Source organism: Pseudomonas ogarae (genome assembly GCF_014268695.2).
GTDB classification, from domain to species: domain Bacteria; phylum Pseudomonadota; class Gammaproteobacteria; order Pseudomonadales; family Pseudomonadaceae; genus Aquipseudomonas; species Aquipseudomonas kilonensis.
Map to the genome: position 1 here is coordinate 1961387 of NZ_CP077086.1, position 22312 is coordinate 1983698.

20 protein-coding genes are annotated in these 22312 nt (G+C 62.1%); 11 read left to right on the forward strand and 9 right to left on the reverse strand.

Features of this window, described 5'->3' with window-relative positions; genetic code table 11:
• Positions 1–356: 356 nt before the first annotated feature.
• The 3 genes from recQ to HU749_RS08770 all read left to right on the forward strand — a co-directional run bounded on the left by recQ (position 357) and on the right by HU749_RS08770 (position 5108).
• The gene (gene recQ, locus HU749_RS08760; protein ID WP_046062965.1) at positions 357–2483 is read left to right on the forward strand and encodes a DNA helicase RecQ; all 2127 of its coding nucleotides are present in this window, start codon (positions 357–359) and stop codon (positions 2481–2483) included.
• Positions 2484–2601: 118 nt separating this feature from the next.
• A complete protein-coding gene (locus tag HU749_RS08765; RefSeq protein ID WP_003199001.1) occupies positions 2602–3036 on the forward strand; it encodes a MarR family transcriptional regulator in 435 nt (144 codons plus the stop codon).
• Positions 3037–3149: 113 nt separating this feature from the next.
• Positions 3150–5108, forward strand: coding sequence for a FimV/HubP family polar landmark protein (locus HU749_RS08770; protein ID WP_186649678.1), 1959 nt, complete (start codon positions 3150–3152; stop codon positions 5106–5108).
• 180 nt (positions 5109–5288) lie between these two features.
• On the opposite strand, the gene HU749_RS08775 is transcribed toward HU749_RS08770, so the two are convergent.
• Complete coding sequence (locus HU749_RS08775) at positions 5289–7490, reverse strand: patatin-like phospholipase family protein (protein ID WP_186649680.1); 2202 nt, start codon at positions 7488–7490, stop codon at positions 5289–5291.
• 71 nt (positions 7491–7561) lie between these two features.
• Here HU749_RS08775 and HU749_RS08780 point away from each other — a divergent pair, with 71 nt between their 5' ends.
• Positions 7562–7849 (forward strand): Rdx family protein, encoded by a 288-nt coding sequence (locus HU749_RS08780; protein ID WP_079305214.1) that lies wholly within the window; start codon positions 7562–7564, stop codon positions 7847–7849.
• Here the strand turns inward: HU749_RS08780 and HU749_RS08785 are convergent.
• Positions 7843–8733, reverse strand: coding sequence for a DMT family transporter (locus HU749_RS08785; protein ID WP_186649682.1), 891 nt, complete (start codon positions 8731–8733; stop codon positions 7843–7845). The genes HU749_RS08780 and HU749_RS08785 overlap by 7 nt on opposite strands.
• A gap of 208 nt (positions 8734–8941) precedes the next feature.
• On the reverse strand, positions 8942–9691 hold the full coding sequence (locus HU749_RS08790; protein ID WP_057448540.1) for a helix-turn-helix transcriptional regulator: 750 nt from the start codon (positions 9689–9691) through the stop codon (positions 8942–8944).
• A 135-nt stretch (positions 9692–9826) separates the two neighbouring features.
• On the opposite strand from HU749_RS08790, the gene HU749_RS08795 reads away from it, so the two are divergent.
• Entirely contained in the window at positions 9827–10645 is an 819-nt protein-coding gene (locus HU749_RS08795) for a UDP-2,3-diacylglucosamine diphosphatase (protein WP_079305217.1), read from the forward strand.
• Between the two features lie 145 nt (positions 10646–10790).
• Here the strand turns inward: HU749_RS08795 and HU749_RS08800 are convergent, their stop codons facing one another.
• Both HU749_RS08800 and HU749_RS08805 read right to left on the reverse strand, forming a co-directional pair.
• Positions 10791–11378, reverse strand: a complete 588-nt coding sequence (locus HU749_RS08800; protein ID WP_095963611.1) for an HD domain-containing protein — start codon at positions 11376–11378, stop codon at positions 10791–10793.
• A gap of 14 nt (positions 11379–11392) precedes the next feature.
• Positions 11393–11704, reverse strand: coding sequence for an Mpo1-like protein (locus HU749_RS08805; RefSeq protein ID WP_186649684.1), 312 nt, complete (start codon positions 11702–11704; stop codon positions 11393–11395).
• A gap of 319 nt (positions 11705–12023) precedes the next feature.
• Here HU749_RS08805 and HU749_RS08810 point away from each other — a divergent pair, with 319 nt between their 5' ends.
• The gene (locus tag HU749_RS08810; protein WP_095963631.1) at positions 12024–13037 is read left to right on the forward strand and encodes an AraC family transcriptional regulator; all 1014 of its coding nucleotides are present in this window, start codon (positions 12024–12026) and stop codon (positions 13035–13037) included.
• A 4-nt stretch (positions 13038–13041) separates the two neighbouring features.
• Here the strand turns inward: HU749_RS08810 and HU749_RS08815 are convergent, their stop codons facing one another.
• Entirely contained in the window at positions 13042–14496 is a 1455-nt protein-coding gene (locus HU749_RS08815; protein ID WP_014337125.1) for a TrkH family potassium uptake protein, read from the reverse strand.
• Positions 14497–14657: 161 nt separating this feature from the next.
• On the opposite strand from HU749_RS08815, the gene HU749_RS08820 reads away from it, so the two are divergent.
• Entirely contained in the window at positions 14658–15221 is a 564-nt protein-coding gene (locus HU749_RS08820) for an NAD(P)H nitroreductase (RefSeq protein ID WP_095963630.1), read from the forward strand.
• Positions 15222–15323: 102 nt separating this feature from the next.
• On the opposite strand, the gene HU749_RS08825 is transcribed toward HU749_RS08820, so the two are convergent.
• The 3 genes from HU749_RS08825 to phhA all read right to left on the reverse strand — a co-directional run bounded on the left by HU749_RS08825 (position 15324) and on the right by phhA (position 17757).
• Complete coding sequence (locus HU749_RS08825; protein WP_079305220.1) at positions 15324–16517, reverse strand: amino acid aminotransferase; 1194 nt, start codon at positions 16515–16517, stop codon at positions 15324–15326.
• A complete protein-coding gene (locus tag HU749_RS08830) occupies positions 16517–16873 on the reverse strand; it encodes a 4a-hydroxytetrahydrobiopterin dehydratase (protein ID WP_003184087.1) in 357 nt (118 codons plus the stop codon). Before HU749_RS08830 ends, HU749_RS08825 begins: the two co-directional genes overlap by 1 nt.
• Before the next feature lie 98 nt (positions 16874–16971).
• Positions 16972–17757 (reverse strand): phenylalanine 4-monooxygenase, encoded by a 786-nt coding sequence (phhA, locus tag HU749_RS08835; RefSeq protein ID WP_186649687.1) that lies wholly within the window; start codon positions 17755–17757, stop codon positions 16972–16974.
• Between the two features lie 290 nt (positions 17758–18047).
• Here phhA and HU749_RS08840 point away from each other — a divergent pair, with 290 nt between their 5' ends.
• The 4 genes from HU749_RS08840 to flgH all read left to right on the forward strand — a co-directional run bounded on the left by HU749_RS08840 (position 18048) and on the right by flgH (position 22274).
• On the forward strand, positions 18048–19610 hold the full coding sequence (locus HU749_RS08840) for a sigma-54-dependent transcriptional regulator (protein ID WP_079305227.1): 1563 nt from the start codon (positions 18048–18050) through the stop codon (positions 19608–19610).
• 323 nt (positions 19611–19933) lie between these two features.
• Positions 19934–20671, forward strand: a complete 738-nt coding sequence (locus tag HU749_RS08845; RefSeq protein ID WP_014337130.1) for a flagellar basal body rod protein FlgF — start codon at positions 19934–19936, stop codon at positions 20669–20671.
• A gap of 49 nt (positions 20672–20720) precedes the next feature.
• Positions 20721–21506, forward strand: a complete 786-nt coding sequence (gene flgG, locus HU749_RS08850) for a flagellar basal-body rod protein FlgG (RefSeq protein WP_024617478.1) — start codon at positions 20721–20723, stop codon at positions 21504–21506.
• A 72-nt stretch (positions 21507–21578) separates the two neighbouring features.
• Positions 21579–22274, forward strand: a complete 696-nt coding sequence (gene flgH / locus HU749_RS08855) for a flagellar basal body L-ring protein FlgH (protein ID WP_018614454.1) — start codon at positions 21579–21581, stop codon at positions 22272–22274.
• Positions 22275–22312 lie beyond the last annotated feature (38 nt).

The following is a 22312-nucleotide window of genomic DNA, read 5'->3' on the forward strand; positions in this document are numbered from 1 at the left end:
GCCTCTTGAAGGCCGGGGGGGACACAAATGGAGGGCACCGCAGATCAAATGTGGGAGCGAGCTTGCTCGCGATGAGGGCGGCACATCCAGCACCTTCTCAAAATGACCCACCGCTATCGCGAGCAAGCTCGCTCCCACAGGACTTGTGGCAACAGAAGCAATGTGTTGGGCATCCCAGCCGCTAGCACCTCCTGTCAGCAGCCCCCTTTGCAACGAAGGCCTCGGGTATACTGCCGCGTTTTGTGATGCCCTGCGGCGTCCCGCCGGTTCGAAACGCACACTTACGATTTGCCGGTGCAGCGTTTGTGATCCTGAACCAGCCTTGCAGGGATGTTTTGGTGATTTTTGGAGTTTTTATGCTCGAACAGGCTCAACGCGTCCTCAAGGACATCTTCGGCTACGACAGTTTCCGTGGCCGCCAGGGTGCCATTATTGAGCGCGTGGCCAGCGGTGGCGATGCCCTGGTGCTCATGCCCACCGGCGGCGGCAAATCCTTGTGCTTCCAGGTCCCGGCGCTGTTGCGCGACGGTCTGGCGGTGGTGGTATCGCCGCTGATCGCATTGATGGACGACCAGGTCGCGACCCTTGAAGAACTGGGGGTCGCCGCCGCTGCGCTGAACTCCACCCTCAGCGCCGAGCAGCAGCGGGACCTGGCGACGCGGATCAAGCGCGGCGAAGTGAAGATGTTGTACCTGGCCCCGGAACGCCTGGTGCAGCCGCGCATGCTGGCGTTCTTGCAGAGCCTGGAAATCGCCCTGTTCGCCATCGATGAAGCTCACTGCGTGTCCCAATGGGGCCATGATTTCCGTCGCGAATACCTGCAACTGGGGCAATTGGCGGAACTGTTCCCCGACGTGCCGCGCATCGCCCTGACCGCCACCGCCGACAAGCGCACCCGCGAGGAAATCGTCGAGCGCCTGCACTTGCAGGATGCCGAGCGGTTCCTGTCCAGCTTCGACCGCCCCAATATTTTCTACCGCATCGTGCCCAAGGAGCAGCCGCGCAAGCAGTTGCTGGCGTTTCTCGCCGAGCGCCGCAGCGATGCCGGCATTGTCTATTGCCTGTCACGCAAGAAGGTCGATGAAGTGGCCGCGTTCCTGTGTGAGCAGGGGTTCCCGGCCTTGCCGTATCACGCCGGTCTGCCCAACGACCTGCGGGCCTATCACCAGAAGCGCTTCCTCAACGAGGAAGGTCTGATCATGGTGGCCACCATTGCGTTCGGTATGGGCATCGACAAGCCCAACGTGCGTTTTGTCGCGCACCTGGACCTGCCCAAGTCCCTCGAGGCGTACTACCAGGAAACCGGACGTGCCGGCCGTGATGGCTTGCCGGCCGACGCCTGGATGGCCTACGGCCTGCAAGACGTGGTGATGCTCAAGCAGATGCTGCAGAACTCCGAAGGCGATGAGCGCCACAAGCGCCTGGAGCAGCACAAGCTCGATGCGATGCTCTCGCTGTGCGAAGAAACCCGCTGCCGTCGCCAGACCTTGCTGGCCTATTTTGACGAAGACATGCCCCAGCCTTGCGGGCATTGCGACAACTGCGTTGATGGCGTGGAAACCTGGGACGCCACCGAACCGGCCCGCCAGGCCTTGTCGGCGATTTTCCGTACCGGCCAGCGCTATGGCGTCGGGCATCTGGTGGACGTGTTGCTGGGCAAGGACAACGAGAAGGTCCGCAACTTTGGTCACCAGCACCTGTCGGTGTTCGGCGTGGGCAAGGCGCGCACCGAGAGTGAGTGGCGTTCATTATTCCGACAACTGGTGGCCCGCGGTCTGGCCGACATCGACCTGGAAGGCTACGGCGGCCTGCGCCTGAGTGCGACGTGCCGGCCGTTGCTCAAAGGCGAGGTCACCCTCGAACTGCGCCGTGACCTCAAGCCGGCAACGGCGGTCAAGAGCAGCAAGAGCCAGGCCAGCCAACTGGTGCGTGGCGAAGAGCGCGACCAATGGGAAGCCTTGCGCGCCTTGCGGCGCAAGCTGGCCGAGGAACACGGTGTCCCGCCGTACGTCATCTTTCCCGACTCGACGCTGCTGGAAATGCTCCGCAGCCAGCCCACCTCCCTGGAGGAAATGGCTCGGGTCAGTGGCGTGGGCGCGCGCAAGCTGGAGCGGTATGGCGAGGCCTTCCTCCAGGTACTGGGTGGCGAGGCCGAAGCACCGAAAGCGGTGGCCGATGTGCGCCACGAACTCATCACGCTGGCTCGGGCCGGCATGACGCCATTGCAGATCGCCGGGCAATTGCAGTGCTCGGAAAAGAACGTCTACACGATGCTGGCCGAGGCCATCGGCAAACAGCAGTTGTCCCTGGAGCAGGCGCTGGATCTGCCTGAGGAACTGATGGGCGAGGTTCAGGACGCGTTCCTGGATGGCGAAGGTGAGTTACCCCCAGTGTCTGAAGTCGCTGCACTGTTTGTCGGACGAGTTCCCGAAGGCGTGCTGTACTGCGTCAGGGCTGCGTTGCAGTCGGAATTTGAAGTCTGATCAGTGAGTTGCGTTCCTTTAACGATTCAGTACAAGGCGAGCCTTGCTTGAATCCAAAGCTCATGCTTAGCTGACTAATAATTAGTTTTTCTCTATTTCAGATCTGATGAGTTTTTTTATGCCGTTAACCGATCAACACCGTTTTGGCATGCAGTTGGCGCAAATGTCTCGAGGCTGGCGTGCCGAACTGGATCGTCGCCTGGCCGGGCTGGGCCTGTCCCAGGCGCGTTGGCTGGTACTGTTGCACCTGGCCCGTTTCGAACAGGCGCCGACCCAGCGTGAACTGGCCCAGAGTGTCGCCGTCGAAGGCCCGACCCTGGCTCGGTTGCTCGACAGCCTGGAAACCCAGGGGCTGGTGCAGCGCCAGGCTGTGGCCGAGGACCGCCGGGCCAAGAAAATCGTGCTCTGCGCACCGGCACTCCCCTTGATCGAACAAATCGAAACCATTGCCACACAATTGCGTCGGGAGCTGTTCGAAGGTGTCGACGAGGCGGACATGCGCGTGTGCATGCGGGTCCACGGCACGATCCTGGCCAACCTGGAAAAGTCCTGAGGCATATCCCTGGCGTCAGACTTTTGAGATTCGCCGGTTAGCGAACTATAACCAGTACTAAGTGATCGTATTGGATGCGTTTACGCTCAGTCTGGTAGTCGAAAGGGATGCCCATGCTTGAAAGTTTGCAGTCCACGTTGCGCAGTTGGGTCAACGTGTCGGTCGTCGTGGGTGCCTTGGGGTTTCCGGCTTTGGCGTCAGCGCTGGGGCTTGGCGAGATCACGCTCCATTCCGCCCTGAACCAGCCGCTACGCGCCGATATCGCCCTGGTCGATGTGGCCGGGATCGGCGAGGGCGATCTGTCGGCCAGCCTGGCGAGCCCGGACGATTTCAGTCGTGCGGGTGTGGAGCGGGTGTTCTTTCTCAATAACCTGCGCTTCACGCCGGTATTGCGCGGTGATCGCAGCTTCATTCGGGTGACCTCCAACAAGCCGGTGGAGGAGCCGTTTCTCAATTTCCTGGTGCAGCTCAATCAGCCCAACGGGCGTCTGCTGCGCGAATACACCGTGCTGATCGACCCGCCGGGCACGCCGGGTATCGTGCCAGTCCGTGACGAACCCTCCGCGGCCCCACAGTCCATCAAGCCGCCCCCGGCGGTACAGGGCAAGCGCTACACCGTGGTGCAGGGAGACAACCCCTGGATTATCGCCAAGCGTCTGCATGACGCCGGCAGCAACGCGTCGGTCAATGAGCTGATGCAAGGAATCCAGGCCTTGAACCCCGGCAGTGACCGGCTTTCCATCGGCCAGCGCTTGTTGTTGCCCGATTCGGCCGTGCTGCCGACGCCGGCTGCAACCCCTGCCGGCCAGGCCCCCGCCGCGTCCGATGAACAAATGGCCGCCAGCGTGCTGCAAAACCAGCAGCAACAGAAAACCATCGATGAACTGCAGGCCAGGCTCCAGGCCCAGGATGAGGAAATCGCCGGCCAGCGCCAGCAGATCAGTGAATTGCAGGCCCGGCTGGCCGAGGTTGCGCCAGTCCCTGTTGCATCGACACAACCGCAAACGGCGCTTCCTGCATCGGAACCGGCGCCGCAAGCGCAACCCGCTACAGAGCCGGTAGCAGAGCCAGAGGGCATCAATTGGGCATGGGTGGCGGGGCTGGTGGGCCTGTTGGGGTTGCTGGCGCTGCTACTGTTTGTTCGGCGTCGGCAGCAGCAGGCCGAGCTGGAACCGATGACCGGGCGTCCCGAGCCGATGCTGGAGGAGGGCGATGAAACCTTTGCAGCAATCCCCGACACGGAACCGCCCGAGAGCGCTGCATCGTTCAATAACGGGGATACGCCCCAGGGTGATGTGCTGGAGGGCGTCGGGATCTACCTGACCTACGGTCGTTTCACCGAGGCCGCTGGGCTGTTGCGCGCCGCGTTGCTGGCGGAGCCGGAACGCACCGACCTGGGCCTCAAGTTGCTGGAGGTACTGGGCAAGCAGGGCGATGTCATCGGTTTCCAGGCCCAGGAACATCATCTACTGGCACAGGGTATCGATGCCGGGACATTGGAGGAGATCCGCGGGCGCTCCCCCAAGGTTGCCATGATCGCCGCGCCGACAGTCGCATCGGTACAACCTCAGGTACCGGTTCTTGCACCTGCTCTGGCACCGACACCTGTTCCTGAACGTGAGCCGGTGCCTGGTGACGAGTTCGAGTTGGACCTGGATGCACTGTCCATGGAAACCAGCTGGGACCTCGCCGATGCCCAGGACAATACTGCTGAAAAAGAGGACGTTTCACCCCATGCCGTCGAGGGCTTGTCGCTTTCAGGTTTCGACGAACCGGACTTGCAATGGGAAGCGCCACTGGAAACCGAGTCGCTGGACGATGCTTTCCTCGATAGCTTTGCCGACGAAGAACAATCGCTGGAGTTTGAGCCGCTGGCCCTTGAACCTGTTTCCCTGGACACCCTGTCCCTCGAGCCTCAGGCCCCGGAACACTCGGTCAAGCTGGAACAGGCACAGAATTGCATCGACGATGGCGACCTGAAGACTGCCGTCACCCTGCTTGAAGAACTGCTCGAGGAGGGTGACGAACCCCTCAAACAGACCGCCCGGGTGCTGCTGGCAGGGATTCGCTAAGGTTGCAGCACAGCCAACATCACCGACACTGACCCACCGCTATCGCGAGCAGGCTCGCTCCCACAGGGATTTGTGGTGGACAGCCATTGCGCGGACACCCATGGACCCCATGTGGGAGCGAGCTTGCTCGCGATAGCGGCTTGTCAGGCTATCAATCCAGCCCAGGCAAACGCCTACCCCTCAAAACGTCTGCCCCAGGTTCAGATATACCGCCTGTTCATCATCGTCGTTAAAGCCATAGCTGAAATTCAGTGGCCCCAGCGGTGTATCGAAACCGAGGAAAATGCTGGCGGCGTTGATGTAGCCGCTGTCGAATTCGTTGTCATTGTTCCAGGCCCGGCCGCGTTCCAGTGAGCCGCCGATGTACAGCGGGAAGTCCAATGGCAGGTAGGTCCGCGGTGTGAGGCGGCGGTAATACACAGCACGCATCAGGCTGATGTTCTGCCCGGAGACCCCGTCTTCGCGAAAGCCCGACAGTTGACGTGCGCCACCGAGCACAAAGCTGGACGTCACGACCTCTGCGGTGTCCAGTGTTCGGCCGTAGCGCCCACCCAGGATGAAGGTGTTCGGGCCGCTGCTCAGAGCCTTGTCCAGTTTGAACTCCCACTGGCGGTAACGCTGGTCGGAACCCAGCCCCGGTTCGTATTGGCGCCAGGTCAGTCCGATGTCTTCCCCTTCATGGGGGAAATAGACGTTGTCGAAGGAGTCGAAGGAGTACTTCAGCTCATAGAAGCCTTCATTGAAGTTTTCGCTGGGCTGGTCGTGATCGCCAATACGCACATCCGCCTTGCCCCAGGCCTGGCCGACACCAAAGCGGATTTCGCCGTTGTTGCCGATCTGGCGGCCCACGTTCAGCCCGAAGCCATAGCGCTCGACGCGATACTGGGCCACTGGATCGTTGTCCAGGATGGACTCCACGTTGCGCGACTCGAATCGCCCGTAGGGGGCGATGAAGTAGCGTGAGCCGACATCCAATGGCTGGTAGAACTCGCTGTACAACTCTTGCTTGCCGCCGATCTGCGCCCGGGTCAGCCATTCGGCACCGAGGCGATTGATACCGTTGACCCGGTAGCTGGCCCCCAGGTTGAAAGCGCTGTCGCCGCGCATGTCGTCCGACAGGCTCAGCCCCAGTCGCAGGTAGTCGGTGCCGGTGCGTCTGCCTCGGGCGCTGATCACCAGCGTGTGGTCCGGGCCCTTGTGGACCACGCGGTATTGCACCTGTTCGAAGTAGTCCAGGCCGTACAGCGTGCCCATGTCGGTTTGCAGGCGTCCCAGGTCCAACGGCTCACCGATCTGCTGGCGAACGTAATAGCGAATCACGTCATCACCGACTTTCGAGTCGTTCTCCACGCGAATGGCGGTGATGACCGGCGTGCGTTCGCTGGGAGTGCGCGCGGCCATGAGTTCGGCGTCGGGCGCCTCGGGCGGACGCAGAGGCGCCAGGCGCGCCTGGAGTATCCGGGTGGCGCGGTAGCCGGCGTCGATCATCTCCCGGGCCTGGCCGAAGTCGGTGGAGCCGAAGCTCGCCAGGGCCGGCTGGATCAGTACGTCGTCTTTTTTCAGGGTGGCCAGTTGCTCTTCAGAGTTGCGCCGGGTCATCAAGGTGGTCGACTGGTTCAGCACGTCGACCACTGTGACCAGTTGCTTGCGGTTGCGCAGCGGTGTACCGATGTCGACCACGATGGCCACGTCCACGCCCATCTCCCGGGCCACATCCAGCGGGATGTTGTCGGCCATGCCGCCGTCCACCAGCAGCCGGCCGTCCAGCTCCACCGGGGCGAATACCGCCGGGATCGACATGCTGGCGCGAATGACCTTGGGCAGGTGACCTTTGCGGAACACTACTTTTTCACCGGTGGCGATGTCAGTGGCGACTGCGCGAAACGGGATCGGCAGTTTGTCGAAGTCCCGTGTATCGCTGGCGTGGGCCAGCAGGCTTTCGAGCAGCAGGGCCAGGTTCTGGCCCTGGATGACCCCCAAGGGCAGGCCGAGGCTGCCGTCGTCGCGAAAGCTCAGTTTCTGTTTTACCAGGAAGTCGCGGTCATCCTGCTTGCGTCGGAATGGCACGTCCTTGCGTGGTGGCGCATCGGACAAGGCCTGTTGCCAGTCGATGCCCAAGGCGAGTTTTTCCAGTTCGTCGATCTTGTAGCCCGAGGCATACAGCCCGCCGATCACCGCGCCCATGCTGGTGCCGGCGATGGCATCGATCTTGATGCCTTGCTCTTCCAGGGCCTTGAGCACGCCGATGTGGGCCAGCCCCCGTGCGGCGCCGCCGGACAGCACCAGGCCGATTTTCGGGCGTGGCGTTTCGACGGCGGGCTCGTTGGCATGGCCGAGCAGGGGCAACAGCAGCAGAAGCAGAAGGGGCAGCAGGCGGCGCATCGTCAATCTCGGGGCGGGCGTTCAAAGGCAGGTATTATAACGACGCCTTCGAACCCAGGAGTCCACCCGCAATGACCGAACATAAACCGGAAGTCATCATCACGTATTGCACCCAGTGCCAATGGCTATTGCGCGCTGCCTGGCTGGCCCAGGAACTGCTCAGCACCTTCGGCGACGACCTGGGCAAAGTGTCCCTGGTGCCGGGCACCGGTGGTGTGTTCCACATCAGTTGCGACGGCACGCAGATCTGGGAGCGCAAGGCCGACGGCGGGTTTCCCGAGGCCAAGGTCCTCAAGCAGCGGGTCCGCGACCGGATCGACCCGGAGCGGGACCTGGGCCACAACGATCGGGTTCAGTGAGACGCGGCTTGGGCGCCAACCCCCGGTTTCTTCGAACCGCTCAGTTGGCTTGAGATCACGATGGCCGTGATGATCACCACGCCGCCCAGCAGCATGCGCAGGGTCGGGCTCTCATCGAACAGCCACCAGGCCATGGCGATGCCGTAGACCGGCTCCATGGCGAACACCACCGCTGCCGTGCGCGCCTTGATCACCGCCAGGCTGGCGACGAACAGGCTGTGGGCCAGGCCGGTGCAGAACACGCCGAGCAAGCCGATCCACAACCAGTCGATGGGGCGAACGTCGCTCAATTGTGGCGCGGCCAGCGGCAGCAGGCACAACCCGACCACCACGTTCTGGCACAGCGCGGCCTGCACCGGCGGGACGTGCGCCGAGCCGGCACGGTTGGTCAATGACAGCAGGGAGAAGAGCAACCCCGAGAACATGGCCCACAGCAGGCCAGTGGTGGCGCCGCTGGCCAGGTCGAAGTTCGGCGTGACCAACACCAGGCCGACGCTCACCAGCACCACCAACCAGATTTCATTGGCGCGAATCCGCTCGCGGAAGATCAGCCCTTCCAGCAACACCGTGAAGGCGGGGAAGCTGGTGAACCCCAGCGTGGCGACCGCCACGCCGGCAACCTTCACGGCGATGAAGAAACTCACCCAATGTCCGGCCAGCAACAGCCCCCCAAGCAACAATCTTCGGCCATCCTGTGCCCGCAGTTTCTGCCAGCGGCTGCTACTGGCGAACCGGGCAAACATCGCCAGGGCGAGTACGGCGAAGACGGCGCGCCCGAACACAATGACCGCTGGTGAGGCCGCGGCGAGTTTGCCGAATACACCGGTGAGGCCAAACATGAGTGCGCCGATGTGCAGGGCGCCGAGGGCAGTACGAGGTGTCATTTCAATCCTTTCAACAGACAGTGGGGCAACTGGCGAGTGTCTTCTGTGGGAGCGAGCTTGCTCGCGAAAGCGGTGGTTCAGGCAATGCAGATATTGACTGACAGATAGCAATCGCGAGCAAGCTCGCTCCCACAGGATCGTCCCCTAGTATTTAAGCGTTTGGGAGGTGGTGGTGTCTGTCGCGATCCTAGCGATTTTTAGCGCGAAGCTAGCGCTGACGCCGCAGCTTGCCCGGCGAGACGCCGAATTCGCGCAGCACCGCAGCGGCGAAGGCACTTTGGGAGCTGTAGCCGACGCGGTGGGCGATCTCGCCGATGGGCAACTGCGAATCACGCAACAACGCCACGGCCTTGTGCAAGCGGCGGCTGCGGATGTAATCCATCGGGGTTTGTCCGCACTCGGCGACGAAGCGTGCGTGCAGGCGGGCGCTGGAGAGGTCGGCGATTCGCGCCAGGTCCGCCACTTGCAGCGGATAGGCGGCGTTCTGGTCGATGTGGGCGTTGAGTGCGGCGTAGGGCAGGCGCCGGCCGCCGAGGGTTGCCTGGCGAGCGTTATTGAGACTCGCCAGCAGCAGCACCGCGCCTTGCTGGGCGATCACCGGATCGTCCACCGGGCTGCCCGCCAACCAACTGACCAACTGGCTTTGCCCCGCATCCAGGGGCAGGCGCGCGGTGTCGTCGAGCAAACGGCGGCTGGCGTCGGCGTGATCCCCCAGGCATTGCCCGACCCAATCATCACTGGGCACATCCAACACCAGGCAGCGGCTGCCGTGGGGGCTGCCGCAGCCGTGATGCGCGCCGGCCGGTACCACCACGAAGCTTTGTTGTACCACCTGGCTGCCATGCCCTTCGACCTCGAAATCCAGCGCGCCAGACAGCCCGAACACCAGTTGGGCATGGTCATGGCTGTGGGCGATCAAGTCGTGGCTGTAGTGGCGTAGCGTGAGGATCGGTCTCATCGCGGTCTCCCGTGTCAGGCCGCCAGCATACACCGAGGGCGCAATGCCCGGCGCTGTCATGCAATGGACTTGTGTTTGTCATGGGCCATTAACCGCTGGCGTGCACAGTGGCAAAAACGATCAGAGGGTTGCCCAATGACCAGCGCCGAGCTCGCCAGACCCAGCCGCAAACAGCGTGTTCGCACCCTGTGGATTTCCGATGTGCACCTGGGTACCCGGGATTGCCAGGCCGAGCACCTGTCGCAGTTTCTCAAGGGCTATCACGCCGACAAGATCTACCTGGTGGGTGACATCATCGACGGCTGGAAGCTGCGCGGTGGCATGTATTGGCCCCAGGCCCACACCAACGTCATTCGCCGCTTGCTGACCATGAGCAAGCGCGGCACCGAGGTGATCTACGTCACCGGCAACCATGACGAATTCCTGCGGCGCTATTCGAAGCTGATCCTGGGCAATATCCAGTTGGTGGACGAAGCGGTGCACGTCACTGCCGATGGTCGGCACCTGTTGGTGATCCATGGCGATCAGTTCGATGTCATCACCCGTTACCACCGTTGGCTGGCGTTCCTCGGGGATTCGGCCTACGAGTTCACCCTCACGCTGAACCGCTGGCTCAACCATTGGCGCGCCCGTTACGGCTACGGTTACTGGTCGCTGTCGGCATACCTCAAGCACAAGGTCAAGACCGCCGTCAGCTTCATCAGTGACTTTGAGGAAGCCATCGCCCACGAGTGTGTGAAGCGCGAACTGCATGGCGTGGTCTGTGGGCATATCCACCATGCCGAGATCCGCAAAGTGGGTGAGGTGGAGTACCTCAATTGTGGCGACTGGGTCGAATCCTGCACGGCGCTGATCGAGCACTGGGACGGGTCGATCGAGTTGTATCGGTTGGCGGAGGCCCAGGCGCGGGAGGCGCTGGCCAAGACTGAATTGAAAGTGACCGAGCCGGTGTAGGCCGGCCTGACGCTTTCTAAAGCGAACACATAACCCCTGTGGCGAGGGAGCTTGCTCCCGCTGGGCTGCGCAGCAGTCCCTTTTTATGAGCGCTGCGCACTCAAGCGGGAGCAAGCTCCCTCGCCACAGGGATTTGCTGTGTCTGTCAGGCCGGTGTGTCAGTCATCGCCGCCTTGTAGATCGATTGCTTCGGCGCGGCAAACACCCTTTCCAGCATCGGCTCGAAGAAGCTCAACGGCAGCGTGTCGTACTCGGAGTCGAACGCCGCCGCGTCATATTTCGCACAAAAGTCGATGGTCGCCTGGTACTGCGGATGATCGAAAAACTGCTCGCGCAGGTGCCGGTCCATGCCCAGGTGATGGAAGAAGTAATAGCCCTGGAAAATCCCGTGTTTTTCCACCATCCACAGGTTTTCGGCGCTGACGAAGGGCTTGAGGATCGCCGCGGCGATGTCCGGGTGGTTATACGAGCCCAGGGTGTCACCGATATCGTGGAGCAGGGCGCAGACCACGTACTCCTCGTCCTGCCCGTCACGGTAGGCGCGGGTGGCGGTTTGCAGGGAGTGGGTGAGGCGATCCACCGGGAACCCGCCGAAATCGCCGTCCAGCAGCTTCAAGTGGGTCAGGATCCGGCTCGGCAATTGCCGTGCGTAGGCGCTGAAATCGGTCGCGATGAGCGCCCAGTCTTCCTGGGTGCCGTCCTGCATGTGGGTAAAGCGTGCATGGGTGGTCATGGGCAGTCCTTTGGCTAGAACGCAACCTTGCCCAGCAGCATGTCGCGGTACATGACGAAATCGCCGAGCAGGCTGTAGAACGGGTGCTGGAAGGTGGCGGGACGGTTCTTTTCGAAGAAGAAGTGCCCGACCCAGGCAAAGCCGTAGCCGGCCACGGGCAGGGCGAGCCACAACCACCTGCTACCCACGACGAGGGCCATGACGAAAATCAGGATGACCAGGGAGGTGCCGATGAAATGCAATCGGCGGCAGGTGCTGTTGCTGTGTTCGCTGAGGTAATACGGGTAGAACTCAGCGAACGTATTGAATTGTCTGGTGTTTTCCACGACTGCGCTCTCTGTGGTTATTGTTCTGGCGATCGATGCTTCAGGCTTCTCATTCAAGTCTAGAGTGATCATTTGCAACGGCCAGTGACAATGGGCGCCACTCTAGTGTCCGGTCTTACCAATAACGCCCCTTTTGGACGGCTTCTGTTGCCGTCATGCTGCGTTGCCACTCCTCGCCATAGCGGGCTATGACTCGTCGTGGCGCCTTGCCTGACAACAACAGCCGCTCGTCCAAAAGGGGCGTTATTGGTAAGACCGGACACTGCTATCCTTCGCAAATCCAGCCGTACCCTGCGGCTCGTCATGCAAGTAAAACGTCATGAACGAACGAACGACTTCTTCAAGCTGGGCGATGGGGATTGTCAAAGCGTTGGAAATGGACGGCCTGGATTGTCGGGTGCTATTCCAGCAACTGGGGCTGGACTTTGATGCGCTGGACGATCCGGATGCACGTTTCCCCCAGGATTCGATGACGCGGCTCTGGCAACGGGCGGTGGAGGTGTCGGGTAACCCGGCCATTGGCTTGAACATGGGCAAAGTGGTGCGCCCGGCCTCGTTCCATGTGGTTGGCTACGCCTTGATGTCCAGTCGCACCCTGGCAGAGGGCTTTCAACGGCTGGTGCGATACCAGCGGATCATTGCCGAAAGCGCCGAATTGAGTTTTCGTCGGTTGGAAGAAGGCTACGGGCTGATCCTGACGGTGCATGGGGACCATCTGCCCCCCACTCGCCAAAGTGCCGAAGCGTCCCTGGCCTGTGCGTTGGCGCTATGCAGTTGGCTGACCGGGCGCGCCCTGCACCCGGTGAAAGTGCTGTGCCAAGGCGCTGAGCCCTTGGACCTGGCGCCTTATCAGCGAGCTTTCTGCGCGCCGTTGGTGTTCGGCGCACCTTACGACGCATTGATTTTTGAGCGGGCCGACATGGAGGCGCCGCTGCCGACGGCCAACGAAGCCATGGCGCAGCTTCACGACCGGTTTGCCGGGGAGTATCTCGCACGTTTTTCGGAAAGCCGCGTGACCCACAAGGCGCGCCAAGTGTTGTGCCGACTGTTGCCCCAGGGCGAGCCCAAGCGAGACGTAGTGGCGCAGACGCTGCACCTGTCGCAGCGCACCTTGCAGCGGCGTTTACAGGAGGAAGGCACGAGTTTCCAGAGCCTGCTCGAAGACACCCGTCGCGAACTGGCCGAGCAGTACCTGGCGCAGCCGGGCATGACGCTGCTGGAAATCGCCTATCTGCTGGGGTTTGCCGACCCGAGCAATTTTTTTCGGGCCTTTCGCCGCTGGTTCGACACCACGCCGGGCGAGTACCGGGCACGGTTGTCGAGCCAGTCTTGACCGGTCAGTGACGCCAGAACGCCGGGATACACAGCACGAATACCGTAATGATTTCCAGTCGGCCCAGCAGCATGCCGCCTGACAGAATCCACTTGGCCGCGTCCGGCAGCGGTGCGAAGTTGCCAGCCGGCCCGATGGTTTCCCCCAACCCCGGGCCGACGCCGGACACGGTACTGGCTGCACCGGTCAGCGCCGTCATCCATTCCACGCCCAGCAGCGACAGCAGCAGCGCGATCACGCAGATGGTGATGGCGAAGAAGAACGAGAACGTAAGGATCGAGCGGACGATTTCTTCGTCGAGGCGATGACCGTTGTATTTCTGCTTGATCACCGCGCGCGGGTGGATCAGTTGATTAAGGTTGGCCCGCAGCAGGATGTAGGCGACCTGGAAGCGGAAGATCTTGATCCCGCCAGCCGTCGAGCCCGAGCAACCGCCGACGAACCCCAGGTAGAAGAACAGCATCAGCGAAAAATTGCCCCACAAGCTGTAGTCGCCCAGGGCAAAGCCGGTGGTGGTGACGATGGACGTCACGTTCAGTGCCACGTGCCGCAGCGCGTCCAGCCAGTGCAGGTCGGTGGTTGCCCAATACCAGGTGCCGAGCACCAGCCAGGTCACCAGCAGTACGCCGATAAGCCCCTGGACCTGCTGGTCCTTGATCAGCGCCCGGCGATTGCCTCGCAGCGTCGATACATACAGGGCAAACGGCAGGCTGCCGAGGATCATGATGACGATGGTGACCCAGTGCACGGCCGGCTGGGTCCATTTGGCCAGGGACAGGTCCGAGGTGGAAAAACCACCGGTGGAGATTGCCGACATCGCATGGTTGATGGCATCGAACAGGCTCATCCCGGCCCACCAGAGTGCCAGGGTGCCGAGAATGGTGATGCCCACGTAGGACGCCACGATCAACCGCGCCACCATGTGGGAACGGGGCATGACTTTTTCCGAGCGGTCCGACGACTCGGTCTGGAACAACCGCATGCCACCGATGCGCAGCAGGGGCAGGATCGCCACCGCCATGCCGATGAAGCCGATGCCGCCGAGCCAGTGCAGCAGCGAGCGCCACATCAGGATGCCCGGGGACATGTTGTCCAGGCCACTCAGGACGGTTGCGCCGGTGGCGGTGATGCCGGACATGCTTTCGAAAAACGAGTCGGTGTAGCTGATCTTCTGGGTCAGCAGGAACGGCAGCGCGGCAAACACACACACCACCAGCCAACTGCTGACGGTCAGCAGGTACATGTCCCGAGGGCGCAGGTGGATGTGCTCCGGGCGTCCGGGAAGAATCAGGGCCAGGCCGGCAACAAAGGTGATCATGCTCGACCAGAGGAAAGACGGCAGGTCGCTGGTGCGCTCGTAGATCAGCAGCGTGGCCATGGGCACGACCATGAAGATCGCCAGGGTGATCAGGAAGATGCCGATGATGAAACCAATGATCCGCAGGGTCGGCAACGCCATGAAGTCCGCTCAGGCTGAAAGGGAAGGGCGCCATTCTACCTACGGCAAGCGTCCTGTAAACCGGCACCCGGCACCGAGTGGGCGCCGGCTCGCGGATTTTGCGCTAACGAACTCGCCGCACAGCCACTAGAATAGCCGGACATTTTTTCAGGAGGTGGCCGATGCAGGCTCTCGACGCTTTGCTCAACCGTGTTTCCGTCCCGCGCCTGGTGGACCCAGCCCCCACGCCGGAGCAGCGCGAACTCATGTTCGCCGCGGCCATGCGGGCGCCGGATCACGGCCAGTTGCGGCCATGGCGCTTTCTGACGGTCGAAGGGCAGGCGCGCAATCGCATGGGCGAACTGCTGGCCGAAGCGGCGCGGTTCAATGACCCGCTGGTACCGGAAACGGTCGTGGAAAAGGCCCTCAACGGCCCATTGCGTGCGCCTTTGGTCGTGGTGGTGATTGCCCGCCTGCAGGACCATTTCAAGATCCCCAAGTCCGAGCAACTGCTGGCGGCCGGCTGCGCGGCTCATGGCATCCTACTGGCGGCGTATGCCCAAGGGGTCGGTGGGGTATGGCGGACCGGTGAGCTGGCGTACTCGCCGCATGTGGCCAGGGGGCTTGGCCTTGAAGACGGGGAAGAGGTGATTGGTTTCCTCTACCTGGGCACGCCGCAGAAAGAAGCGCGTACGGCACCGAAGGTGGAAACCGCCGAATTTGTCAGCGAGTGGACAGGCCTGTAGGTAGAGAGTCTGGCACAGCGCCTGTGGTGAAGAGGACTTATCTGTGGCGAGGGGATAAATCCCCTCGCCACAAGGGGATCTGTTCAGCTATTTAAAGGCTGGTTATCTGCAAACGTCAGCAATCGCCTCGGCCAGCAGGTCCAGGCGCGTCGCATCGATGCCAGCCACGTTGGCCCGGCCGGTGCCGACCATGTAGACGCTGTGGCGCTCGCGCAGGTGCCTGACCTGTTCCGGGGTCAGGCCGGTGTAGGAGAACATCCCGCGTTGCACGCCGATATGGGCGAAGCGTTCGCGCAAGCCATGGGGTTCGAGGGCCTCCAGCAAGCCGCTGCGCAATTGCGCGATGCGCAGGCGCATGGCCTGGACTTCATCGGCCCAAAGGCTCTTGAGTTCCGGGTTGCCGAGGATGGTCGCCACCACGGCCGCGCCATGGTCCGGCGGTGTCGACCACAGGTTACGGGCGATGTTTGCCAGTTGACTGCGGATGTCCACCAGCTTCTCGGCATCCCGGGCGCAGACGATCAACGCACCCGTACGATCGCGGTAGAGGCCGAAGTTCTTCGAGCAGGAACTGGTGACCAGCACTTCCGGCAGGGCCTGGGCAAACAGCCGGACCGCCCAGGCATCCTGCTCCAACCCATCGCCGAAGCCCTGGTAGGCGAAGTCGATCAGCGGTAGCAGGTCGCGGCTGCGCACCACCTCCAGCACCTGACGCCATTGCTCATGGGACAGGTCGAACCCGGTGGGGTTGTGGCAACAGGCGTGCAGCAGCACCACATCACCCTTGGGCGTCTGGTTCAGGACCGCCAGCATCGCCTCGAAATCCAGACGGTTATCGGTGCCCACGTACGGGTAGTGACTGACCTTGACCCCGGCCGCGGCGAAGATGGTTTCGTGGATCGGCCAGGTCGGGTTGCTCAGCCATACGCCACGGCCCGGCAGGCACTGGGCGATGAAGTCGGCGCTCAGGCGCAGGGCACCGGTGCCGCCCGGTGTCTGGGTGGCGCCGGCACGTTTTGCGCTGATCAGCGGCGAGTCGGCGCCCAGCACCAGCTCGTTGATCAACTGGCCGAACGCAGCGTCGCCGTGACCGCCGATGTAGGTCTTGGTGGTCTGGCGATCCACCAGTCGCTGCTCGGCCTGCTTCACGGATTGAAGAATCGGCGTCAAGCCCTGGGCGTCCTTATAGACGCCCACGCCCAGGTCGAACTTGCTCGGGTTGCTGTCCGCCCCGTAGGCCTCCATCAGGCCAAGGATCGGGTCGCCGGGTACCCGGCCGATGGCGTCGAAATGCATTACTTGCGGCCCTCGGCGGTCTTGGCCACGTCATCGGTGCGGGCGGCCATGATGAAGTCGTTGCGGTGCAGGCCCTTGATGGAATGGCTCCACCAGGTCACGGTGACTTTACCCCATTCGGTGAGCAGGCCTGGGTGGTGGCCTTCGGCCTCGGAGATTTCACCGACGGCGTTGGTGAATGCCAGGGCATGTTTGAAATTCTTGAACAGGAAAACTTTTTCCAGCTGCATCACGCCGTCGCGCACTTCGATGTTCCAGTCGGGGATCTGCTTGATCAGTACCGGCAGTTCTTCGTCGCTGACTTGTGGGGCGTCGGCGCGGCAGGCTTCGCAATGGGCTTGGTTCAGAGTGTTCATGGTGTGTTCCTGGATCGAATTTTTGAAAACGTCGATGCACCCACGCTAAAGCAAAGCCGCGTTGTGCAACAGACTCAATTGAGATTAAAAGACGCGGTTCACGCAGCCTTTGGTGGGAATTTCGGCGTGTGCAGGCCCAGTTCCCGACCGCGCTTGACCATGCCCATGATGTCTTCGTGGGCCAGGTCGAACAGGCGCTTGAGCTTGGGTAGCACGAAATACACCGGTTGCAGGATGTCGATGCGATACGGCGTGCGCATGGCTTCCAGTGGATCGAAGACCTGGTGCTCGGGCTCGTCGGACAGGCAGTACACGGTTTCCTTGGGCGAAGACAGGATGCCGCCGCCATAGATGCGCCGGCCCTGTGGGGTCTCCACCAGGCCGAACTCGATGGTCATCCAGTACAGGCGCGCCAGGTAAACGCGTTCTTCCTTGGACGCCTGTAGGCCGAGTTTGCCGTAGGTGTGGGTGAATTCGGCAAACCAGGGGTTGGTCAGCAACGGGCAGTGGCCAAAGATCTCGTGGAAAATGTCCGGCTCTTGCAGGTAATCCAGCTCTTCACGGGTACGAATAAAGGTCGCCACCGGAAACTGCTTGCTGGCGAGCAATTCGAAAAAGGTCTGGAAGGGGATCAACGCCGGCACCCGGGCGACTTGCCAGCCCGTGGTCTCGCCCAGCACTTGGTTGATTTCGCCCAGTTGCGGGATGCGGTCGTGGGGCAGGCCCAGCTTGTCGACGCCGTCCAGGTATTCCTGGCACGCACGGCCTTCGATGACTTTCAGCTGGCGGGTGATCAGCGTGTTCCACACCGCGTGTTCTTCGGCGGTGTAGTGGATAAAACCTTGCGCATCGGGCTCGCGGGCCACGTACTGCGTCTGCTTCATGCTGCTCTCCTGCTGATTTCCCTCTGGGGGAAGACGTGTTGTTGTTATGTCCAGCGATGTATTAGAGATAACTCGAAGCGGGGGCGTGTGCAGCAGGCTGATGAAGAGGGGGAGGGTGAGGGATTCACCAATTCGTAAAGATTTCGTTACGAATAGACTGTGACTACCGTGTTGCTGGGAATTTCGAGTGGGAAACGGCCTACAACTGTCACATAATCTTGACGGCTATTTACGCTACCGGGCAGAAAAACCTTGTGGCTGGGAACTCCTAATACACATCGGGCCTCTTCATGCGCATCAAAGTCCATTGCCAGAACCGCATCGGCATCCTGCGGGACATCCTCAACCTGTTGGTGGAGTACGGCATCAACGTCGCCCGGGGGGAGGTCGGTGGCGAGCATGGCAACGCGATCTACCTGCACTGCCCGAACCTGATCAACATCCAGTTCCAGGCGCTGCGTCCGAAATTCGAAGGCATCGCCGGGGTGTTTGGCGTCAAGCGTGTAGGACTGATGCCTAGCGAGCGTCGGCACATGGAGCTCAACGCCTTGCTCGGCGCCCTGGAGTTTCCGGTGCTGTCCATCGACATGGGCGGTTCGATCGTTGCAGCCAACCGGGCGGCGGCGCAGTTGCTCGGCGTGCGGGTGGACGAGGTGCCGGGGATCCCCCTGTCCCGCTACGCCGAGGATTTCGATTTGCCGGAACTGGTGCGCGCCAACCAGTCGCGCATCAACGGCCTGCGGGTCAAGGTCAAGGGCGACGTGTTCCTGGCCGACATCGCGCCGCTGCAATCGGAGCACGACGACAGCGAAGCCATGGCCGGTGCGGTGCTGACGCTGCACCGGGCCGACCGGGTGGGCGAACGTATCTATAACGTGCGCAAACAGGAGCTGCGTGGCTTCGATAGTATTTTCCAGAGTTCGAAGGTCATGGCGGCGGTGGTCCGTGAGGCCCGGCGCATGGCACCGCTGGACGCGCCGCTATTGATAGAGGGTGAAACCGGCACGGGCAAGGAGCTGCTGGCCCGCGCCTGTCACCTGGCGAGTCCGCGCGGGCAATCGCCCTTGATGGCGCTCAACTGTGCCGGGCTGCCGGAGTCCATGGCCGAGACCGAGCTGTTCGGCTATGGCCCGGGTGCCTTCGAAGGTGCCCGGGCCGAAGGCAAGCTCGGCCTGCTGGAACTGACCGCCGGGGGAACGCTGTTCCTCGACGGTGTGGGGGAGATGAGCCCGCGCTTGCAAGTGAAACTGCTGCGCTTTCTGCAGGACGGTTGCTTCCGGCGTGTTGGCAGCGATGAGGAGGTGTACCTGGACGTCAGGGTGATCTGCGCCACCCAGGTCGATTTGTCCGAACTCTGCGCCCGGGGCGAATTCCGTCAGGATCTGTACCACCGCTTGAACGTCCTTTCCTTGCACATCCCACCGCTGCGCGAATGCCTCGATGGCCTGGCGCCGCTGGTGGAGCATTTCCTCGACCAGGCCAGCCGCCAGATCGGCTGCGCCTTGCCCAAGCTGGCCTCGGCGGCGATGGACCGTCTCAGTCACTACCACTGGCCGGGCAACGTCCGGCAGTTGGAAAACGTGCTGTTCCAGGCCGTTTCCCTGTGCGATGGCGGCACGGTCAAGGCTGAGCATATCCGCCTGCCGGATTACGGCGTGCGCCAACCCCTTGGCGATTTTTCCCTCGAGGGTGGCCTGGACGAGATCGTCGGGCGTTTCGAGAAAGCGGTGCTGGAGCGCTTGTACTCCGAGCACCCGAGCAGCCGGCAGTTGGGCAAGCGGCTGGGGGTTTCCCATACGACCATTGCCAACAAGTTGCGTGAGTATGAAGTGGGCAAAGAATCCGGCGCGTGAAGATAGGCGTTTCGTGGCGAGGGAGCTTGCTCCCGCTCGATTGCGCAGCAATCGCCAAAAGTGTGGGGTCGCTACGCAGCCCAGCGGGAGCAAGCTCCCTCACCACAGGGGGCGTCCATTGATCAGGTTAGGCGGACACTTGCCGTAAGCGGCACGACACCGCCGGTTTTTCGTCTTCGATACTTTTGCAGAATCCCTTCCAGAACCTCCAGGCCCTTTGTTTCCCGGGGGCATCAGCGCCAGAAAAAAGTTGGTCTGCAAATTGCTTAAGGCTGTGCAACACAGCAGTGGGCGGCAAACGTCCGGCATGCAGAGGAACGACAGTGGACAAGTACCTTTATGTGGCAATGACCGGCGCCAGCCAGAACGCACTGGCGCAGCGGGCCCATGCCAACAACCTGGCGAACATCTCCACCAATGGTTTTCAGAAAGACCTGGAGCAGGCACGTTCGATGCCGGTGTTCGGCGACAGCTTTCCGGCGCGGGCGTTTGCCCTCTCCGAACGGCCTGCCACGGATTTCACCCCGGGTGCGCTGATTGAAACCGGTCGTGACCTGGACGTGGCGGTCAGCGGGCCTGGCTGGATGGCCGTGCAGAACCCTGACGGCGGCGAAAGCTACGTGCGCACCGGCAGCCTCAATGTCGATGCCCTGGGCGTACTTCGGGCCGGCAACGGCATGCCGGTAATGGGCAACGGCGGTCCGATCGCCGTGCCGCCGGAGCAGAAGATCGAGATCGGCCAGGACGGCACCATCAGCATCCGCGCCATGGGTGAAGGCCCGCGGGTGATGGCTGAAGTGGACCGCATCAAGCTGGTCAACCCGGACCTCAAGACCATGACCAAGGGTCTGGATGGTTCGATCCGTACCAAGGACGGCCAGCCGGCGCCCATCGACGGCAACGTGCAGTTGGTGTCGGGTTTCCAGGAGGCGAGCAACGTCAATGCCGTGGATGAGATGACCTCGGTGCTGGCCCTGGCCAAGCAGTTCGAGCTCCACGTCAAGATGATGAACACCGCCAAAGAAGGCGATGAAGCCATGGCTCGGGTCTTGCAGATCTAACTATTAATTACAGCGTCGCGCCGAAAAACAGGCGTACGAGGAGAATCGAATGCTTCCGGCTCTTTGGGTTGCCAAAACAGGTCTGTCCGCCCAGGACACCAACCTTTCCACTATTTCCAACAACCTGGCGAACGTTTCGACCACGGGTTTCAAGCGTGATCGTGCCGAGTTCCAGGACCTGCTGTATCAGGTAAAACGCCAGCCTGGCGCCCAGTCGACCCAGGACAGCGAACTGCCGTCGGGCCTGCAAGTGGGTACCGGTGTGCGCATCGTCGGCACCCAGAAAAACTTCAACGCCGGCAGCCTGCAAACCACCGAGCAGCCGCTGGACATGGCCATCGACGGTCGCGGTTTCTTCCAGATCCTGCAACCGGACGGGACCACGTCCTACACCCGTGACGGCACGTTCCACCTCGACTCCAATGGCCAGATCGTCAACGCCAGCGGTTTCGCCCTGGAGCCAGCCATCGTTATCCCGAACGATGCCCAGACCTTTACCGTGGGCCGTGACGGCACCGTGTCCATCACGGTGGCGGGCAACCCGGCCTCCCAAGTGATCGGCAACCTGCAGACCGCCGACTTCATCAACCCGGCCGGCCTGCAAGCGGTGGGCAATAACCTGTTCCTGGAAACCGCCGCCAGTGGCGCGCCGCAAGTCGGCACCCCCGGCCTGAACGGTTTCGGTACCACGCTGCAGAACACCCTGGAAACGTCCAACGTGAGCACCGTTGAGGAGATGGTCAACATGATCACCACCCAGCGCGCCTACGAGATGAACTCCAAGGTGATCTCCACCGCCGACCAGATGCTCTCGTTCGTTACGCAGAATCTGTAATCACGTCACAACGTCCGTCATTACGTAGACAGGGCGTCCCCAGGGTCGCCTGCAACACCAAGAGGTAGGGTCATGAAACGCTTCGTATCTGTTCTGGCACTGAGTGGGATCACCGCACTCGCGGGCTGTGTCGCGCCGACACCCAGGCCCAATGACCCGTATTACGCCCCGGTGTTGCCGCGCACGCCGTTGCCGGCTGCCGCCAATAATGGCTCGATCTACCAGGCCGGTTTCGAGCAGAACCTGTACAGCGACCGCAAGGCTTTCCGGGTCGGTGACATCATCACCATCACCCTGAACGAGCGGACCCAGGCCAGCAAGAACGCCAACTCGCAAATCGACAAGACCAGCGAGACCAGCGTCGGCCTGACCTCGCTGTTCGGCTCCAGCCTGACCACCAACAACCCGATCGGGAGCAATGACCTGAGCCTCAACGCTGGGTATAGCGCTGACCGGGCCACCAAGGGCGACAGCCAGTCCGGCCAGAGCAACAGCCTGACCGGTTCGATCACCGTGACCGTCGCCGATGTGTTGCCCAACGGCATCATCGCCGTGCGTGGCGAGAAGTGGCTGACGCTCAACACCGGTGACGAACTGGTGCGCATCGCCGGCATGGTTCGCGCCGATGACATTTCCACTGACAACACTGTTCCGTCGACCCGTGTAGCCGATGCCCGCATCACTTATTCGGGTACCGGTGCCTTTGCCGATGCGAGTCAGCCGGGCTGGTTCGACCGTTTTTTCCTCAGCCCGAAGTTCCCTTTCTAGGTGGCCCAGTTGAATCTTAAGCAGCTGTTGATCGGTGC

What these genes read in the sequence shown, in the direction of transcription:
- flgH (WP_018614454.1), top strand. Translation starts at nt 21,579, where the DNA reads ATGAAACGCTTCGTATCTGTTCTGGCACTGAGTGGGATCACCGCACTC.
- recQ (WP_046062965.1), top strand. Translation starts at nt 357, where the DNA reads ATGCTCGAACAGGCTCAACGCGTCCTCAAGGACATCTTCGGCTACGAC.
- flgG (WP_024617478.1), top strand. Translation starts at nt 20,721, where the DNA reads ATGCTTCCGGCTCTTTGGGTTGCCAAAACAGGTCTGTCCGCCCAGGAC.
- HU749_RS08780 (WP_079305214.1), top strand. Translation starts at nt 7,562, where the DNA reads ATGACCGAACATAAACCGGAAGTCATCATCACGTATTGCACCCAGTGC.
- HU749_RS08840 (WP_079305227.1), top strand. Translation starts at nt 18,048, where the DNA reads ATGCGCATCAAAGTCCATTGCCAGAACCGCATCGGCATCCTGCGGGAC.
- HU749_RS08790 (WP_057448540.1), bottom strand. Translation starts at nt 9,691, where the DNA reads ATGAGACCGATCCTCACGCTACGCCACTACAGCCACGACTTGATCGCC.
- HU749_RS08775 (WP_186649680.1), bottom strand. Translation starts at nt 7,490, where the DNA reads ATGCGCCGCCTGCTGCCCCTTCTGCTTCTGCTGCTGTTGCCCCTGCTC.
- HU749_RS08785 (WP_186649682.1), bottom strand. Translation starts at nt 8,733, where the DNA reads ATGACACCTCGTACTGCCCTCGGCGCCCTGCACATCGGCGCACTCATG.
- HU749_RS08765 (WP_003199001.1), top strand. Translation starts at nt 2,602, where the DNA reads ATGCCGTTAACCGATCAACACCGTTTTGGCATGCAGTTGGCGCAAATG.
- HU749_RS08825 (WP_079305220.1), bottom strand. Translation starts at nt 16,517, where the DNA reads ATGCATTTCGACGCCATCGGCCGGGTACCCGGCGACCCGATCCTTGGC.
- HU749_RS08830 (WP_003184087.1), bottom strand. Translation starts at nt 16,873, where the DNA reads ATGAACACTCTGAACCAAGCCCATTGCGAAGCCTGCCGCGCCGACGCC.
- HU749_RS08770 (WP_186649678.1), top strand. Translation starts at nt 3,150, where the DNA reads ATGCTTGAAAGTTTGCAGTCCACGTTGCGCAGTTGGGTCAACGTGTCG.
- HU749_RS08820 (WP_095963630.1), top strand. Translation starts at nt 14,658, where the DNA reads ATGCAGGCTCTCGACGCTTTGCTCAACCGTGTTTCCGTCCCGCGCCTG.
- HU749_RS08815 (WP_014337125.1), bottom strand. Translation starts at nt 14,496, where the DNA reads ATGGCGTTGCCGACCCTGCGGATCATTGGTTTCATCATCGGCATCTTC.
- phhA (WP_186649687.1), bottom strand. Translation starts at nt 17,757, where the DNA reads ATGAAGCAGACGCAGTACGTGGCCCGCGAGCCCGATGCGCAAGGTTTT.
- HU749_RS08800 (WP_095963611.1), bottom strand. Translation starts at nt 11,378, where the DNA reads ATGACCACCCATGCACGCTTTACCCACATGCAGGACGGCACCCAGGAA.
- HU749_RS08795 (WP_079305217.1), top strand. Translation starts at nt 9,827, where the DNA reads ATGACCAGCGCCGAGCTCGCCAGACCCAGCCGCAAACAGCGTGTTCGC.
- HU749_RS08810 (WP_095963631.1), top strand. Translation starts at nt 12,024, where the DNA reads ATGAACGAACGAACGACTTCTTCAAGCTGGGCGATGGGGATTGTCAAA.